The 14,976-nt window shown below is 45.5% G+C and carries 20 protein-coding genes and 1 tRNA gene; 2 read left to right on the top strand and 19 right to left on the bottom strand.

Features of this window, described 5'->3' with window-relative positions; genetic code table 11:
• Positions 1-80: 80 nt before the first annotated feature.
• The 13 genes from DYD54_RS01510 to DYD54_RS01450 all read right to left on the bottom strand — a co-directional run bounded on the left by DYD54_RS01510 (position 81) and on the right by DYD54_RS01450 (position 10,823).
• Positions 81-386 carry a hypothetical protein gene (locus DYD54_RS01510; protein ID WP_063513473.1) on the bottom strand — a complete coding sequence of 102 codons (306 nt, stop codon included), beginning with the start codon at positions 384-386 and terminating at the stop codon, positions 81-83.
• 77 nt (positions 387-463) lie between these two features.
• Positions 464-721 carry a hypothetical protein gene (locus tag DYD54_RS01505; protein ID WP_063513472.1) on the bottom strand — a complete coding sequence of 86 codons (258 nt, stop codon included), beginning with the start codon at positions 719-721 and terminating at the stop codon, positions 464-466.
• 270 nt (positions 722-991) lie between these two features.
• Positions 992-1,082 (bottom strand) — tRNA-Ser (locus DYD54_RS01500).
• Between the two features lie 53 nt (positions 1,083-1,135).
• Positions 1,136-1,756, bottom strand: coding sequence for a DedA family protein (locus tag DYD54_RS01495; RefSeq protein ID WP_063513471.1), 621 nt, complete (start codon positions 1,754-1,756; stop codon positions 1,136-1,138).
• 229 nt (positions 1,757-1,985) lie between these two features.
• Complete coding sequence (locus tag DYD54_RS01490; protein ID WP_063513470.1) at positions 1,986-2,525, bottom strand: TIGR02594 family protein; 540 nt, start codon at positions 2,523-2,525, stop codon at positions 1,986-1,988.
• Between the two features lie 27 nt (positions 2,526-2,552).
• A complete protein-coding gene (locus DYD54_RS01485) occupies positions 2,553-2,870 on the bottom strand; it encodes a phage holin family protein (protein ID WP_063513469.1) in 318 nt (105 codons plus the stop codon).
• Between the two features lie 2 nt (positions 2,871-2,872).
• Positions 2,873-3,646: a type 2 periplasmic-binding domain-containing protein gene (locus DYD54_RS01480; protein WP_063513468.1), complete on the bottom strand. Its 774-nt coding sequence runs from the start codon at positions 3,644-3,646 to the stop codon at positions 2,873-2,875.
• 9 nt (positions 3,647-3,655) lie between these two features.
• A complete protein-coding gene (locus DYD54_RS01475; protein ID WP_063513467.1) occupies positions 3,656-3,982 on the bottom strand; it encodes a hypothetical protein in 327 nt (108 codons plus the stop codon).
• 141 nt (positions 3,983-4,123) lie between these two features.
• A complete protein-coding gene (locus tag DYD54_RS01470; RefSeq protein ID WP_063513466.1) occupies positions 4,124-4,492 on the bottom strand; it encodes a hypothetical protein in 369 nt (122 codons plus the stop codon).
• Between the two features lie 49 nt (positions 4,493-4,541).
• The gene (locus DYD54_RS01465; protein ID WP_063513465.1) at positions 4,542-5,585 is read right to left on the bottom strand and encodes a hypothetical protein; all 1,044 of its coding nucleotides are present in this window, start codon (positions 5,583-5,585) and stop codon (positions 4,542-4,544) included.
• Positions 5,582-5,941 carry a hypothetical protein gene (locus DYD54_RS01460; protein ID WP_063513464.1) on the bottom strand — a complete coding sequence of 120 codons (360 nt, stop codon included), beginning with the start codon at positions 5,939-5,941 and terminating at the stop codon, positions 5,582-5,584. The genes DYD54_RS01465 and DYD54_RS01460 overlap by 4 nt, the downstream gene beginning before the upstream one ends.
• A complete protein-coding gene (gene gpJ / locus DYD54_RS01455) occupies positions 5,938-10,209 on the bottom strand; it encodes a TipJ family phage tail tip protein (RefSeq protein WP_063513463.1) in 4,272 nt (1,423 codons plus the stop codon). The genes DYD54_RS01460 and gpJ overlap by 4 nt, the downstream gene beginning before the upstream one ends.
• A 29-nt stretch (positions 10,210-10,238) precedes the next feature.
• Positions 10,239-10,823 (bottom strand): tail assembly protein, encoded by a 585-nt coding sequence (locus DYD54_RS01450; protein WP_063514913.1) that lies wholly within the window; start codon positions 10,821-10,823, stop codon positions 10,239-10,241.
• A gap of 409 nt (positions 10,824-11,232) precedes the next feature.
• Here DYD54_RS01450 and DYD54_RS01445 point away from each other — a divergent pair, with 409 nt between their 5' ends.
• A complete protein-coding gene (locus DYD54_RS01445) occupies positions 11,233-11,430 on the top strand; it encodes a hypothetical protein (protein ID WP_063513462.1) in 198 nt (65 codons plus the stop codon).
• Here DYD54_RS01445 and DYD54_RS01440 read toward each other — a convergent pair.
• Genes DYD54_RS01440 through DYD54_RS11505 form a run of 4 tightly spaced genes read right to left on the bottom strand, consistent with a single transcriptional unit; the run spans position 11,405 to position 13,387 of the window.
• Complete coding sequence (locus tag DYD54_RS01440) at positions 11,405-12,196, bottom strand: C40 family peptidase (RefSeq protein WP_063513461.1); 792 nt, start codon at positions 12,194-12,196, stop codon at positions 11,405-11,407. The two genes, DYD54_RS01445 and DYD54_RS01440, sit on opposite strands and share 26 nt — an antisense overlap.
• A gap of 60 nt (positions 12,197-12,256) precedes the next feature.
• Positions 12,257-12,442: a hypothetical protein gene (locus tag DYD54_RS01435; RefSeq protein WP_063513460.1), complete on the bottom strand. Its 186-nt coding sequence runs from the start codon at positions 12,440-12,442 to the stop codon at positions 12,257-12,259.
• Positions 12,439-12,984, bottom strand: a complete 546-nt coding sequence (locus tag DYD54_RS01430) for an antA/AntB antirepressor family protein (RefSeq protein ID WP_063513459.1) — start codon at positions 12,982-12,984, stop codon at positions 12,439-12,441. Before DYD54_RS01430 ends, DYD54_RS01435 begins: the two co-directional genes overlap by 4 nt.
• A complete protein-coding gene (locus DYD54_RS11505; RefSeq protein ID WP_063513458.1) occupies positions 12,977-13,387 on the bottom strand; it encodes a hypothetical protein in 411 nt (136 codons plus the stop codon). The genes DYD54_RS01430 and DYD54_RS11505 overlap by 8 nt, the downstream gene beginning before the upstream one ends.
• 173 nt (positions 13,388-13,560) lie before the next feature.
• Between DYD54_RS11505 and DYD54_RS01420 the strand changes: the two genes are divergently transcribed.
• The gene (locus DYD54_RS01420) at positions 13,561-13,791 is read left to right on the top strand and encodes a TA system antitoxin ParD family protein (RefSeq protein ID WP_063513457.1); all 231 of its coding nucleotides are present in this window, start codon (positions 13,561-13,563) and stop codon (positions 13,789-13,791) included.
• An 8-nt stretch (positions 13,792-13,799) separates the two neighbouring features.
• On the opposite strand, the gene DYD54_RS01415 is transcribed toward DYD54_RS01420, so the two are convergent.
• Positions 13,800-14,510 carry a phage minor tail protein L gene (locus tag DYD54_RS01415; RefSeq protein WP_063513456.1) on the bottom strand — a complete coding sequence of 237 codons (711 nt, stop codon included), beginning with the start codon at positions 14,508-14,510 and terminating at the stop codon, positions 13,800-13,802.
• 51 nt (positions 14,511-14,561) lie between these two features.
• Positions 14,562-14,951, bottom strand: coding sequence for a hypothetical protein (locus tag DYD54_RS01410; protein ID WP_063513455.1), 390 nt, complete (start codon positions 14,949-14,951; stop codon positions 14,562-14,564).
• Positions 14,952-14,976: the final 25 nt, after the last annotated feature.

Below are 14,976 nucleotides of genomic sequence, written 5' to 3'. Positions count from 1 at the left end.
AATTTATTAAATTATTGTTTTTAAATGGTTCTGCATATAATGCAAGAACTTATCTTTGATTTTTACTGATTTGCTTTTGGCTAAGGTGTTCGGTAGGCTTCGGTGTTTTTGAGAAGATTGGCACTACAAATCCCACCTCTACCTCGTATGGCTTTATCCCTACATCCCTTTTGTTCCATGCAAAGAGAGGATATTACATAGTCATTTTCATAGTGAACGAAGTAATGGTCAGTGTTACGAACATCAGGAAAGCCACACGCTTTCATATCCTCTTTAGTTTGCTCATCATTGGTGTGATGCCTGTGGTAAACTTCATAAGCTTCGGGCGGTGCATGTAAACATCCCGTCATTAATAAAACATTTGCTAGTATTATCAACTTTTTCACGGTTTACTCCTGTGAGCGTTTTTTGTGTCAGGGTTGCTTATTTTTTCTAGTTTGTAGACAGGTGTCCATTTCATTGGCTACTTGCTTTCAAGTAAGTCTGCTTTAGCACACTGATCGGTTCCCACCCCATAACAATTATGAGCACTGGTTTCTTTACCAAGCACAGAATTGACAGCTTCCTTGATACCGCCTAGGGCTTTATCTGGCTTGGTTGCACCGCCTGTTGGTGCGTTAAGACCGATGATTCTATGTGCAGGATCTGCGGTATGTCCTTGGACGTGGATGCTTATTGCTGATTTTTCAGCTTCTGTGCAGGTAGGCTTATTGAACTTCAAATGGGTGTTAATGAATCTACCATTCTATTGGTATATAGTTAAAGTGCCATGAACAGCAAGCAAGTTATTAGATACAGATGGGAATCGCCACATTACGGGCGTATTTATGGCAAAATCACACATGATTGTCGGATTTGATGGAGATTAAGAGCCATGAGACTCTGAGACCTGGAGGGATTTTAATGATTTTCGATTAAAAAATATCGGTCGTTCTTAATAAAACATTTGACCAATAAAATAACCCCTTGATGATTCAAAGGGTTATTAAGCTGGCGGAGACGGAGGGATTCGAACCCTCGATACGCTATTAACGTATACACACTTTCCAGGCGTGCGCTTTCGACCACTCAGCCACGTCTCCAATTTTTCTATTATAACAAAACTTTCGGATTTTGTCCTAAATTTTATTCAAAATTATTTCGCAAAAAATACCTTTTTGACACGCATAGCTATCACGATTACCGCAATCACTAGCACAACGATGACCACAATTTTACTGATAGGCTCGATGAATGTAGCCACTGCTTCATAATTGGCGCCCAGCGCATAGCCAGCATACGCCAGTAGCGTCGTCCAGATTGCAGAACCTAAGGCAGTAAGCGTCAAAAATGGCAATATTGGCATGCGTGCCATGCCAGCAGGGATGGAGATGAGTGAGCGAATGGCGGGGATCATACGCCCAAAGAAAATCACAGATTTGCCATATTTATCAAACCATCGCTGTGCGCTGGTAACGTCTTCAGGCTTTATCAAAAAATATTTGCCGTATTTCTCAGCAAAGTGATATAGACGTCTCTCATCCAAGATCGTGCCCAGATAATACAAAGGCAGCGCACCCAGCACCGACCCCAACGTGCCTGCGATGATGACAGCGATGAGATGCATTTGTTCCATGGCAGCAGCAAAACCGGCAGCAGGCATGATGAGCTCGCTGGGAATGGGTGGAAATACATTCTCCAAGAACATCATTAACGTCACACCAAACAGACCCAGCTTGTCCATCATGACGAGCACCCACTGACTGATCGTGTCCATAATACACCCCATGAATAAAAAAAACCAATCACCTAAGTGATTGGCTTTCTTGAAATTTTTATAATAAAATTGGTGGAGATGGCGACCACCGATTATTTTACACAAATCATTGATTTTTATAGATATTTTTAAAAATCATCTGTTTTTGTGTGGACTTTGTGTGGTTGCCATCAATCACTAAACTATATGACTGCTATTATAGCAAGTAAAACAGGGATTGACAAATATTTCAAGCTTCGTTCGTGCTGACTTTACCGTTACTCGCAAAAACAGGCAACGCAAATCGGTGCGTCGCAGGCATAGACTGTGTACCACACCAACGATAACCCAGCACACGGCTTGGGGCAAATGGCTTGATATTGACAGCATCCGCTTGATTGCCACCCAGTACCATCAAATTACCTGCCTTATCACGACCCACGACAAAGCCCACATGACCACTTGCCGATTTTGGATTGCCACGCCAGAAAACAACAATACAGCCATAAGCAGGATTGTTAAGCTTGGTGCCTACTTTTAGCCAGTTTCTGGCCATGGCAAAGCCATTAGGAATGTGCTTGGCAAGGTCTGACTTAGCAAGTACACCAGCGACAAAGCCACCGCACCAAGGGGTTTCGTCGTTCTTGAACACGGATGGTGTCGGTAGATTCTTCGCGTCGAATGCGGTTTTCCACAAGTCTAAGACAATGGGGTTGTGCTTGACCCCCTTGATTTCTTGTTGTCCGATGTACTGGCGGGCGATTTGCACCCATTTTAATTCATTTTCCATTTTTGGTACTCCAATAAAAAAGCCCCATCAGGGGCTAAATAGATGATTGATTTTTTTGCCGATGGCATCGATGGCGTTACCGCCCAAGTGACCGCTGATGGCGACCGCCACCGCTGTCAATAGCGGCTCGGTCTCTAGGTATTCGCATAGGTAGAATGTGACGACGCCAGCGAATGCTGACACCGCCATCTCTCCGATGAGCTTGATGAATACCACGGACAGCCGCTCAGGCTTTCTTTGGCGGTTGAGCCTGCGAATGAACGCCACCAAGCCACCTGCCATCGCCAGCAGTCCCACCCATAGGTAGGTGATGGCGGTGTAGGTGGTTGGGTCTTTCTCGGGCATCACTATTCCTCCGTTTCGCCCACTGTGATGTTGAGCGTGATGGGCTTATCCAGATGACGACTGGTAATGGTGGCGACTAACGCCTCATCAGTGGTGATGGTTACACTGCTGAGGTCTGCTGTTACTCGATCATCGCTGGAGATGAATTCGACATAAGGCGGATATCGACCCCCAAAATCGATCAACTCATCAACTGCAAGCGTCTTGGGCTCGCCCTGTGTTACGATGACATCGAAGACCTCTTTTTTGACTCTAAAAGGTTCTTTGGCAAAAAAAGGCACATAATAATCGCCAATCTTTAAGTATCGCTTTGACTGGTTCTGCCAGGCGGCTACATTGGTCTGATCTACCAACAATGCCTCCTCATCCCAATCAAGCTCTACCACTTCAGCTTGCTTTTGTTCAAGCTGCTTGGTGAGGGTGTCTATCTTGGCGTCTTGGGCTTGGCTGACCTCGGTTACCGCTTGCGTACTTGCCTTGTCCGCGACCTGTCTGATGACTTCTTGTTGTACTTGCTCCAAGGTCAAGTCATCCAGCTCAGCTTCTGCGATAAGCGCCTTGACCTGCGTTTCATCAAGCTTGGTGTCAAGGCGTTCGGCGTGGTCGGTGAGCGTGTTTTGATGTGCGGCGAGTGTCTTTTGCACAGCCACAAGTTCGGCTCGGTCGGCTTTGTTCTCAACCTTTTGGGTTAGCTCGTCGTGTTTGGCTTTGCCAACTTTGACGATGTTGACCTCTTGGATATTGACGGTGATGGTGTCGGTAGGTTGTGTTTTCACATTAACTCCTTAAATGATGGTGATGTCGTGTTGTAGCTCCACCATGCCGTACATGATGGTTTTGATTTTGCCGTCTTTAATGATCTGCAGGTCATAATCGGCAAGCTTAAAGTTCAGCCCCTGTGTGGCATCAGAGGCGAAATTAAGATACATTTTGCCTTCGTCGACGACGATGCTGCCGTCTGTCGTGGATAGGCGGATGACCGTCTTGTGCTTGTGCTTGACATGTAAGTCAGCTCGATCAATCACTGATAAATCGTACGCTTGCTCGCCCATGACAGCCACCACCTCAAAGCAGGTGCCATCGCCACGAATAAGTTTGATATTTTGTTTCATTTTTTCTCCTGATAATAAAAAAGCCCCATGGTTGAGATGGGGCGGTGGTGGTTATGGGGTGTGTTATGTCATGATGGTCTCCTGTGTCCAAGTGTTATCAATCCACCGCCACTGCTTAGAGCTGTCAGGCGGTGCGTTTGGTTATTTGAAAATCGCTTTAAATGTGTCTTTGATCTCAGTGACAATCTCGCTTGGCGTCTTATTGGTCGTTGACAGTTTAATCGCTTGATAGATTGCGCCGACTAATGTCATGCCGAACACACTACACAGCATCATAATAAAGCCGTGGCTTGCGTGCGACCAATGACCCCAGCCCATATACTCAATGAGCCATGCGCCTGCCAAGAAGCCAAAATACGCACTAAACGCGATTTTGATAAGCACGCCCAAGCTTAGCTTAAGCTTGCCGTCAGTGTCGATGTCACCCGTCAATGTGAGCGCAAAGACTGCGCCGATGATTACGCCGATGATTTTTACGACCAGCGGCAAGTTGGATAGATTTTCAGGCATTATTGCCTCCAAATAAAAAACCGCCTTGATTGGCGGTGTGAATCAGTTATCAGTTATAGGGGAGGGGTAGATTGTCAATATCAGAAAAATAAATACTCACCACATCGTGGTTAAATATCAGATTTCTTGTTGTCAACTCCTGTTTCATGGCTTTCACAGTACCGTTTTGATTAATCCTATCAAATGGTGGTACAGTCTTAATATGATTGCCATCAATACAGCCTACACACGCAAGAACAACAGATTCTGTGAAATGGGGGTAGGTCTCACCTGCCGAAAATTTCAATGAATAGTGCCCGTCATGGTCACCAATCGCACTTGTCAGCTCGGTGGTATCATAAGGATAGTACCCGACTGATAGCTTTGGGCTTAATATACCAGCACAGCGTTTGGTAATACGTGCTGGCAACAACCCAGACAACGGTACACCATAATTCTTTCTTTTGTCAATCATTGCTTGGTCGCTGCCCGTCTGATTGTTATAATAATCCACGCCAAGGTCGTAATAATGCTCAATATGGCGATTCAACAGTTTAGCTTCATCACTCGATAGTAATTTAATATTATTGGGGATACTTTGTCGTGTGGTTTTACTCTGTAGAGACATTGGCATACTCCGACTACTAAAAGTCACATTGCCTTGTCTATCATACAGATTCATGCCTACAGCTGTTTCTTTAATCACATTAACATCAAAAATGTAAATGTGAAATTTGGCAAGCTCAGCATCTGATAACCTGCCATTTGAATAAAACATCAGCCGTGCTATGCCATCAAAATAGCCTGTATTGAGATAAACAACAGGATTACAATCTTTGGCAAGCCCATCATAATACACCCCTGCAATGGGACTAATGGCATTGGGCAGGTCAATATAGTACATACAGTATTCAGGTGTGTAAATGTTAGCCTTCCCTTCACGTAATCTAGAGTTAATGATTAGTCGCTTGGCTCTATACCAGTATTTTCTCTTATTTTTTTCAAAAGGCGTGTCAAGTAATCTGGTTAATCTGCCAGATTTAACAAAGCTAAATACCGCCTCATTACTGTCTAATAGCTTATGTCCTTGATTGTTATAAGTTCTAAAACTCATACATACCCCCAGTAGATTTTAATAGGTGGTTTTTGTTTATTGGCATTATCTGTATGTGTTGTATCATACTCAAATCCTGTATTTGTGTGTTTGATGTCTACACTCCAAAGATTGTAATTGTTGGTGTAACGATAGTTTTCATCAACATCCTTAGCATCAGGTGGAACTAATAAAGTATCATTACGAGATAAATACACAGGCACGGCAATGCGTGTCGTGCCTTGTGGGATGGTGTAATTGATGCTCGCTTTTTCAGCGGTGGTGATGATGCCACTGCCAATGAACTTAGGGTAACGACCTGTGATGTTGCTAATCTCACGCCCCTGTCTGTCCCATACTCTAAGACCTGCTATCATGTAAATATCCCCAACTCTACCGCTTTTTTGCCTTGTGCTTTGTTATACCAAACAATCAAGCCTTTTGAGTTAAGCTCAAGACTTGAACCGTCACCAAAGGTACTGTTCAATTCAAATCTACCATCTTTGAAAAGTCGCCAACCGCTCCGCCCTGCCACATAGTTATCAGACTGTATGCTATCGCTAATCTTCGCCATTGTGATGCTGGCGTTGGCGATAAAAGCACTGTTGATGTAAGTACCAGCAGGAATACGCACGCCATTGACTACCGTAGGTCGGGTGTAGGTGGCGAACGGCTTTTTGTTATCTCTTGGGCTTCCGATATAAAAACTATCAGCGTTAATGCCGAACTGGCTATTCACACGACCGTTTGCCAGCTCACTCATGAGACCATAACCGCTGATGACGCCGTTATTGTCTACCGTTACCGCCTTAATCGCACGCACGCCATTGACTGACCGCTCCACATTTCGGATGCTTGCGGTCTGACCGTTTAGGGTGGTCTGCAAGGTGGAGGTGCGGCTTGCCTCACTGGTCAGCCTGCCATTCATGCTCTCGACATTGCTTTTGACCTCATCGAGTGCATGAGCAGTAGCGTACTTGCCGTTTGGCTGATTCATCCGAGCAGATAGCTGACTGATACGCTCAGACAAGGCTTGCTCTTTGGTTGCGATGGATTGTTTTACCTCATCAATCAATGCCGTGGTGTCGGTATGCTTGGCGAGTACGGCTTGGACAGATTGCCTTGAGCGTCGTGGCTGGCGGTAGAGTATCAGCTCATTGTTAGAGCCGTAAATCCTCCAAGCGAATTCACCCACCCATTCATCGCCCACCTTGCGTAAGTCTCCGATTTTTGCTGAGCCTGATGCGCCTGAGTTATAGACAGCAACAGATGTGAGGTTTTGGGCATTTTTTAAGGTGATTTTTACCTTTTGCCCTGCGGACAATTGCTCTTTGATGGGGTAGCTGATACCCCAATCGGTTGATACTTTCGTCTGATCGCCACCAACAAGCAGGTTGTCGCTTAGACTGGCGAACTTGGCGTCGATCGTCTCACGCATCTGATTGATGGCTTGATCTTTGTTGCTGATGGACTGCTCCAACCGTCCAATCTTAGCACTAGTCTGCCTATCAGCAGACTTGTACGCTGTGTCAATCTGAGAGATACGCTCTGACAAGGCACTGTCAGCTTTTGTGAGTGTGCGTTCAAGTGTGCTAAGATTTGCCGCTGCTGTTCTACCAGCTTGTTTGTAAGCACTATCCAACCGACCAATTCGTTCTGATAACGCTTGCTCTTTATCAGACAACGATTGCTCAACTCGTCCAATCTTAGCACTAGTCTGTCTGTCTGCGGATTTGTATTCTGCATCTAACTGGTTAATGCGTCTTGATAACGCTTGCTCATTGCTGACAATGCTGTCTTGCACAGTCTGCATTCTTGCGCTCAAGGCATCTTGATTGCGTTGCTGACTGACCGCCATTTCGCCAAATCGTCTTGTTAGGTTGCTTGTGCTGGTGGCAACATCTCTGACTTGGGTAGTGGTATTACCCAATGTCTGCTTGATGTTGACAATCTCTTGACTTTTGGCATTCTTGTCGCTCATCAAGTCATCAATACTGCGATTAAGCTGGGGTAATCGTGCGTTGACTTGTTGCACCGCTTGTTCAATCGTTGGTATTTTACTGTTAAATCTTGATGCGAATTGGTTGATTCGTCCGTCAAATCCTGCAAACTTATCATCAAAGTCTGCAATCTTAGCGATTGGCTCTCGAAGCGCACGGTCTAAGTGCGACTCTGTGATATGCCCGCTGATTAAGTCCAGCACTTTGGCGGCGTCCGCACTTGTCGTGCCGCCCATCCAGTCTGTCCAGTCGCTCGCATTGCCCAACTTATCCACAATGCGCGCACGATAATACTGGGTCAGATTGCCTTGTAGCCCTGTGATTTCATGCTTGTTGGTGGGATAAGCAAACGTGCCAAGGGTTGTGATGTTTGTGCGGCCGTCAGGGCTGACCTGTATTTCTGTGTAGTTGGTATCTGCCGAACCTGCATTAAAATTCCAAGCCAGATCCATACCAAATAGCTTACCTGTGGCGGTTAGGCGTGCCAATCGTGGCGGTTTGCCAACTTTGCCCTGTATCTGTGTCAAATTAGAATGAGTGGCAAGGCTTGCCTGTCCAAAGGCAGAAATAGCCGTTACTCGTGCTTCGTATTGCCCTGCATAGACACCAGAGATTTCAATGGAGTTTGTGCCTGTCGGTGGTAGAGCTTGCCAGTTGCCGTTGTCTTTTCGCCATTCCACTTGATATTTGACTGCACCTGCTACTTGCTCCCAGCCGATGACAAGGGTGGTCATGCTCACGCCTTGATTGACCGTGTGATAGCTTGACAGATTGACCGATTTGGTGGGGGCTTGCACGGTCGGACTCACAACGCTAATCGGACGCTCGGGGGTGTACGCACCGTGGTCGATGGCATCGTATTTGGCTCCGTTATACTGCACGGCAGTGATGGTAAAAGTGTGGTTATCGTCAGCCGTTACCGACAGCACACGAAATTTCATCGTGGCAAGGTCTTGACTATCCAGCACCCAGACATTTTCCACACTGATGTTGCCAAAGGCTTTTGTTACCGTGATTTTGTCGCCACTGACCGAGCGGATTTGCCGTCTTTGGCTGACCCCATCATCGCCATTGATGACAAGGGTATCGCCAGCTTTGGCAGTAATGGCGCGGTCTAGGGTAATCACAGTTTTGGTTTTGTTAATTGCAAGCACACGACCGCCCGTGGCACGCCCTGCAAACAGCTCATCACTAATTTCAATCACTTTGGCAGGGGCAGGGATAAGCCCATCAAGCCCAACTTTGAAAGTTACCATGCGAGTTTCGAGCTGTTCGGATTTTAATGCCCAAAGTCCTGCACGCTGGGCTTGCCCACGAGAAGTACAGCCCCACGCAGAAATGTCCGCCACACGCACGCCAAACTTGGCAATCGCTGCTTCATCTCTGACATATTCATATTCGGTCTTAAAATGATTGGCGGGATTATCCCACGCTACCTTTGCCACGGTGCGGCGGTCACGAGAGCGTGTGCCTGTGTATTCAAACATGCCATCAATGACATTGGCACGACTGAATGAATAAATGCTGTCTTGGGGAATGTCTGCATCTAGTACAATGCTGCTGCCGTCCCAGTAGGAAATTGCCCGAAATACGCCTGCAAGTCTAGATAGCAGCTCAAACGCGCCGTCCGCTGACTGAATATAGACATTGACCGTAAAGCGTGGCTCTTGTCCGCCCATGCCATCGTCCACCATTTCATCACAGTATTGGGCGAGACGATACAGTGACCATTTATCAATCATGCTGCCTGTTAGGCGACCACCCAGTCCGTAGCGTTCGGCGGTGCATAGGTCGTAATAGACCCACGCAGGGTTATTACAGTAGGCAAGCTTAAATTCGCCATTCCATAAGCCATCATAAGTGCGTGAAATGGGGTCGTAGTTCGTTGGTACTTTGATGATGAGACCACGACAACGAGCCGACATCTTGGCGATGCTACCAAAGCTTGACGCATCATAACGCAGCCCTAAAAGAGCGGTGTTAGGATAACGAAGTTTTAAATCAATGACTTCTGTGATGGCTGACACATACATCTTATCAGAGACAAAATCACTGGTGCTGTTCGGTGTGATACGGCGAACACGCAGCTGCCAGCCTGCCCCAGCTTTTGGCAAATCAATACGGTGGCTACGCTCGTAAGCGTTCGATGTTTTGGCATTGATGGATGTATTTAGGGCTTCGACCCAGCCACCGTTGTCGGTTTTGACATCGATGGCATAATCAATCTTTACGCCTGACACATCGCCATTTTCACGGTTTTGCTGACGCAAAGCCCCCCATTTTAGACGCACCCGCAGAGCATCCAGATCAAGATTATTAAAGGCTTTGATGTAAGGCGTGCCGTGTTTTAGCTCGACATTAACCGCCGTTTCACTGGCGACATCAGGAAAGCCATCAATGTACTCTTGGTCGTTCGTGCCTGTGCGAAAATCCACTTTGACATTGGGAAAGTTAAACTCGCCGTTGTCATTTTGCAGGGGCGTGTCTTCCAAATAGACGGATTTATAGCCATTGGCCAAACCTGCAATCTCGCCTTCGCCCAAGCCATACATGATACTGACAAAAGCTTTGGACTGAGCAGAGTCGGGGGCAATAACAGGCTGTCTTTGTTTGCCTTGACCTTTTTTAGAGCCGTAGATTTGCATTGTTTTATCCTATAAATTTAAAAATACAATCACAACATATCTTCTGGTAGCTGGCTTGCCGACAGGATGAATCCGCCGATTTCTCGCTCGCCATACAAAATCGGAATGGGATTGCCTTGTGCGACCGTCGTAACCGCACTGCCAAAGCCTTTGTTGGCTTTATTACCGTCTTGGTTATTGTCCTGCGTATCTACCTTTGGCATGAGCATCTGAGAAATACCGCCTGCCATTAAGCCAATACCCGCTCCAATCAATCCTGCACCGACCGCACCAGCACCCCCAAAGGTCATGCCAGTAACCACGACACCTGCCACGACCATGACCGCTCCAAGGACGGTTTCAAGCAAACCTGCTTTTTTTGAGCCTTCTACCACTGGCACAACACGGATAATCTTGGCGGTGTGGGTCATCTCAAGCTCGCTCTCGCCCACATTGTGCCTATCATGAAACACGGCAAAGCGTAGCCTCTGCCTATGAGCGTTCATCATAAATGCTTCAAAGCCAGCCAACTGCACGCACAAAGCACGCATGGCTTCTTTTGTACTGTCCACTGCTAAGTTAAAAGATTTGCCGAATTTTTTGGCTAAAATGCCGTGTAAGTAGATGGTTTTCATGGCTGATTTTTCCCAATAAAAAACCGCCCACGATGAATCATGAGCGGTTAAAAAATCTGTTATTTTGCACAACAAAAAAGCCAAATAACCCATACATTTTTTAACATTTTTGCAAAAAAAGTGTATAAATTACTTGACTTTTAATGTAGTATTTACTATAATATAACACATCAAGCAAGGGTTGCTTGATTGGTAAGATGGTAGCCATCGTTACCATCATAACAAGGAGTAAAACGATGAAAACGACCCTTGAAATCCTCGTAATCATCGCTCTGCTGTTGCTAAGCTATCCAGTTTACTAACAGTAAAAGCCTAAAGCGAGTACCAGTCGCCAAGGCAGGTTAGGTGGAAACGCCTAGCCACTCCTTACCTATTATCATAAGATAATTTAAAACAAAGGTCAAGCATCATGCCTAAAACTGTCAAAACTCCAAAAACCAAAGCTCAAATTCAAGCTGACTCTGATGCCAAACGTGGCGTAAAGGTGGCAAGCTATAAGTTTCCCACCGAATTTATTGACGAGCTGACCGCTTTATCTGAAAAAACAGGACTTTCACGCTCTGCCATTATCATGCAAGCTGTCAAATCGTGGGGGCAGACTTTATGAGCGAATGATGACGTACCACCAGCACCATTCTATCCGCCCACCCCTTGCCATAAATCTCACGCACCGACTGCCGTCCGTAGGGGTGGTGCAGGATTAGAGTGTTGCCCACACAAGGCGGTGTGACTTCGCTTTTGAGTGCGTCATTGTTGCCGAGCCAAATCACCGCATGATTAACATGGTGCGTGCGTCCGACACGGCAAAGCAGGACATCGCCGTATTGCAAGTTGTCTTTGTCTACTTCTACAAAGCCTGCTTTTTCAAAGTTCTGCTCATACAGTGGGGTGTGATTGGGATCTTCCCACCAAGCGTCCGCACGCTCAAAGTCTGGTAAATCAATGCCAAACTCACGGCGATAAAAATCACGCACAATGGCATAACAGTCCTGCATCCCGTGGATATAAGCACGCCCTAATAAGGGCGGTCTATACCCACATGGCTCATATACGCCAAATGACGGCTCATCGCCGTATTCTTGCTTGGACACCGCGACAATGACCCACGGCACGCCATGCAGCTCAATCTGTAATTTATCTAAATCAGACGGCAACACACCGCTGTCAGGATGGCTATGCACAATCGCCTGTATCTCGCCCAAACTTTCAGCACGGGCAAAATCTTTGGGGCAAAGAGTAAATTGCTCATTGTCATGGGCGGTGTTGGTGCAGGCAATGTATTTGTTATTCACAATCACGCCACAGCACTCAGCAGGATAGCAGTCAAGGGCGTGGGTGGTGATTTGGCTTTTAAGGGGTTTGGTGAGTCGCATAATTTATCCAAAAAAACCGCCTAAACAAATAGACGGTTTTTGTGCTTAGTAAATTAAATGTTATTCAAATTGCTTGGCATTTTCGGCGAATTCTACCGACTGACTGTCTGCCAAATAATGGGCAATATCAAGCAAAGTATCATTACCGCTAGATTTGGCTTGACTAATCAAAGTGGCAATCCAATCCAAGTAGCCAGAAGCTAGCGTGTAGGCATCGTATAAATCCATCTTGTCAACTTGTCTCATTTTACACCTCCAAACTCAACAAAGGGTAGGTATGGTTGTGCTTTTTGTAGAAGTTCAGACAATCTGCCTTTTAAGGTGGGCTTAGTTTGTTTGCCGTGAATTGCCAAATACCGCCCTGCCTCTGACAAATTACCGTCAATACTTTTAAGCAAAATGGTGGTTTCGGTAATTTGTGCAGTTAAGGAATTGGCTTTTTTCTCACAGTCAATAAAATAACGGCGGACTTTGCGACCCTGTTCGTTATTTTCAATCATTGCCAATTCTTTTGCCATATCTAGGGTTAAATGATAATCTTTTTTGATTACATTTTTACGCTTCCCAGTTTTGGAAACAATGATAAGAAAATCCTGACCTTCAACAAATTGATATTGTTTAATGCGGTCTTTAACCCAGTTGTTGAAATCACGCCCAACTTGTAGAAAATTGTGCAAATCACGGGCATTTACTGCTAATTGGGAAGTTTCATCAATCTGTGCGTGAAACACATTAACAAAGGAATTATCAATCTTTTGGGATTGAGTAAGGGGAAGTTGATTAGACATTGGCTAATACTCCTGTTAGTTGAGATTTAACCCTATTTGAAGTAGGGTGGACAAGATGTTCAAAACACGCTAACAGTCGTGCAACCGTCCTCACGGATAGGTTCATCTTGCCCATAACAGAAAGCATAGGCAACAAAAAATCGCTAGGCGTAGCGATGACGCTGTTAGTTATTGGGTGTTTTGAAGCACCTTTGCGATTATTATGCAATAAACAAAAATTATTGTCAAGAATTTTTTCTAAATTTAACGCTCGCCAATTTTGGCGAGCGTTAAACTTTACACCCAAAAATTTATGCAATTCACGGGCATTGCACAGCATTTCTGTATTTTGGTTGATTTGACCGTGAAACACAGCGACAAATTGCCCTTGATTTTCAAGGGGTTTTTGTGGTAAATTACTCATAGGATATTTTCCTTATCAGTGGTTAGTATTCTAGCCCCTTGTTTGATTTGACGGTCTGCAAGGGGCTTTTTATTGAGTACCGTATTAGTACGGTGCTAATGATAGCACTGTACTATTGATTAAGTCAAGTATTTTTGTTAAAATATTTGTAAATTTTTTCAAAAGGTGCTTGCATGGCTCGTTCAGACCCCCAGTTTAACTTACGCATTCCCCAAGATTTAAAAGACCAAATAGAAAAGTCCGCCAAAGATGACGGACGCTCTGTTAATGCACAGGCGGTTCATTTGTTGCAAGTTGGCTTAGAAAACCGCCAGCAAAAACCCCCAACCCAATACATAGATATTACAGACGCATTAACGGACATTATGAAAGAAATCCAATCATTAAAAAAACCGCTTGATTAGCGGTTTTTTCACCCCACCAAACTACTGGCAGGACAGCCACCAAAGGGCAAGGGCTTATTTTTTCCAAATCGGCACACGCACGATTTCATACGCCCGCCGCATTTATCCATGATGGGGTTGTCAGTAGGGTTGTCGTGTTCATCAAACATGGCCACACCTGTATAACCGCATTCTTCGCCACGATACTTACCCACGACCGCCCAGTGGCAATAATTGGTAATCTCTCTGACGGGGATTTTTAAGCCCTCAAGGTCAATGGGGTTGGATAATTCAAAGGTAACTTGCTTTGCGTTTTCTGATGTTTTTTGCTCCACAAACCAAATCTGCTCTTTGCATTCATCGGAAGCGGTAGGGTTGCCACCGTCAAAATTAACCGCATCTAGGTATTTGGCAAGGGTGGTAATAACCCTAAGCTGGGCGGTGGCAAAGTCGCTAAACTGCAAGCAATACGCCGACACCGCACCTTGTACCCCTGCGATGTTATTGGCGAGGGTCAGCGTGGGGGTGCTTGCCCTGCCGTCTGACCGCATTTCAAGCCCTGTGACATTTAGGGCTTGGGGGTTGTACTCTTTGCCACGGAAGGTAATTACACCATCGTTTTTGTCGTGATTGTGTCCGTGAAAGCGTAAAATACCCGCTCCAAGACGGCTTGCATCCAGCTCAAAGAGCGTTACCACGCCATCGACGGATAATTTTTGAAAGTCGCTGTTTAATGGCATAAGCCCTCCAAATAAAAAACGGAAAAGTAAATTTTTCCGTCTTTGCTTGTGTTATGCTTCTTCGCCTGCCAGTTCGTCGGTTGGCTCGCCATCATCTGTATCTTCATCGCCAAGGTCATCTTCTATCTCATCAGTTCGTGGCGATGTGGCAAGCTCAATTTTGTAAGTCTCGTCTTCATAAGCAATGACAAGCTTATCAATGGTCATCTTGTGCGTAGACTGGGCGTAGCTGATGGTAGAGCTAAGCCAACTCAAAAGGTTCGCCTCGACCAAACTGGTTCTTTTGCCTTTGGATTTATTTGTTTTAATCTCATAACCGTCTTCGGCTGAATAGTCTAGACTGATTGATTGGATAGCATCCGCATGGTCATGTGACATATAGTGTCTTTGATGGACAAATTGACTCAATAGGTCAAGTTCAAGATGGGTTAAGGTTTTCATGATTGCTCCTAAAAATAAAGCCCCT

This window comes from Moraxella ovis, from assembly GCF_900453105.1.
Taxonomy (GTDB): Bacteria; Pseudomonadota; Gammaproteobacteria; order Pseudomonadales; family Moraxellaceae; genus Moraxella; species Moraxella ovis.
Note: the sequence above shows the minus strand (reverse complement) of the source record. Positions and strands in the feature narration are given on the sequence as shown.

What these genes read in the sequence shown, in the direction of transcription:
- DYD54_RS01450 (WP_063514913.1), bottom strand. Translation starts at nt 10,823, where the DNA reads ATGAAAACCATCTACTTACACGGCATTTTAGCCAAAAAATTCGGCAAA.
- DYD54_RS01465 (WP_063513465.1), bottom strand. Translation starts at nt 5,585, where the DNA reads ATGAGTTTTAGAACTTATAACAATCAAGGACATAAGCTATTAGACAGT.
- DYD54_RS01485 (WP_063513469.1), bottom strand. Translation starts at nt 2,870, where the DNA reads ATGCCCGAGAAAGACCCAACCACCTACACCGCCATCACCTACCTATGG.
- DYD54_RS01460 (WP_063513464.1), bottom strand. Translation starts at nt 5,941, where the DNA reads ATGATAGCAGGTCTTAGAGTATGGGACAGACAGGGGCGTGAGATTAGC.
- DYD54_RS01475 (WP_063513467.1), bottom strand. Translation starts at nt 3,982, where the DNA reads ATGAAACAAAATATCAAACTTATTCGTGGCGATGGCACCTGCTTTGAG.
- DYD54_RS01415 (WP_063513456.1), bottom strand. Translation starts at nt 14,510, where the DNA reads ATGCCATTAAACAGCGACTTTCAAAAATTATCCGTCGATGGCGTGGTA.
- DYD54_RS01410 (WP_063513455.1), bottom strand. Translation starts at nt 14,951, where the DNA reads ATGAAAACCTTAACCCATCTTGAACTTGACCTATTGAGTCAATTTGTC.
- DYD54_RS01440 (WP_063513461.1), bottom strand. Translation starts at nt 12,196, where the DNA reads ATGCGACTCACCAAACCCCTTAAAAGCCAAATCACCACCCACGCCCTT.
- DYD54_RS01490 (WP_063513470.1), bottom strand. Translation starts at nt 2,525, where the DNA reads ATGGAAAATGAATTAAAATGGGTGCAAATCGCCCGCCAGTACATCGGA.
- DYD54_RS01445 (WP_063513462.1), top strand. Translation starts at nt 11,233, where the DNA reads ATGCCTAAAACTGTCAAAACTCCAAAAACCAAAGCTCAAATTCAAGCT.
- DYD54_RS01420 (WP_063513457.1), top strand. Translation starts at nt 13,561, where the DNA reads ATGGCTCGTTCAGACCCCCAGTTTAACTTACGCATTCCCCAAGATTTA.
- gpJ (WP_063513463.1), bottom strand. Translation starts at nt 10,209, where the DNA reads ATGCAAATCTACGGCTCTAAAAAAGGTCAAGGCAAACAAAGACAGCCT.
- DYD54_RS01435 (WP_063513460.1), bottom strand. Translation starts at nt 12,442, where the DNA reads ATGAGACAAGTTGACAAGATGGATTTATACGATGCCTACACGCTAGCT.
- DYD54_RS01430 (WP_063513459.1), bottom strand. Translation starts at nt 12,984, where the DNA reads ATGTCTAATCAACTTCCCCTTACTCAATCCCAAAAGATTGATAATTCC.
- DYD54_RS01495 (WP_063513471.1), bottom strand. Translation starts at nt 1,756, where the DNA reads ATGGACACGATCAGTCAGTGGGTGCTCGTCATGATGGACAAGCTGGGT.
- DYD54_RS11505 (WP_063513458.1), bottom strand. Translation starts at nt 13,387, where the DNA reads ATGAGTAATTTACCACAAAAACCCCTTGAAAATCAAGGGCAATTTGTC.
- DYD54_RS01470 (WP_063513466.1), bottom strand. Translation starts at nt 4,492, where the DNA reads ATGCCTGAAAATCTATCCAACTTGCCGCTGGTCGTAAAAATCATCGGC.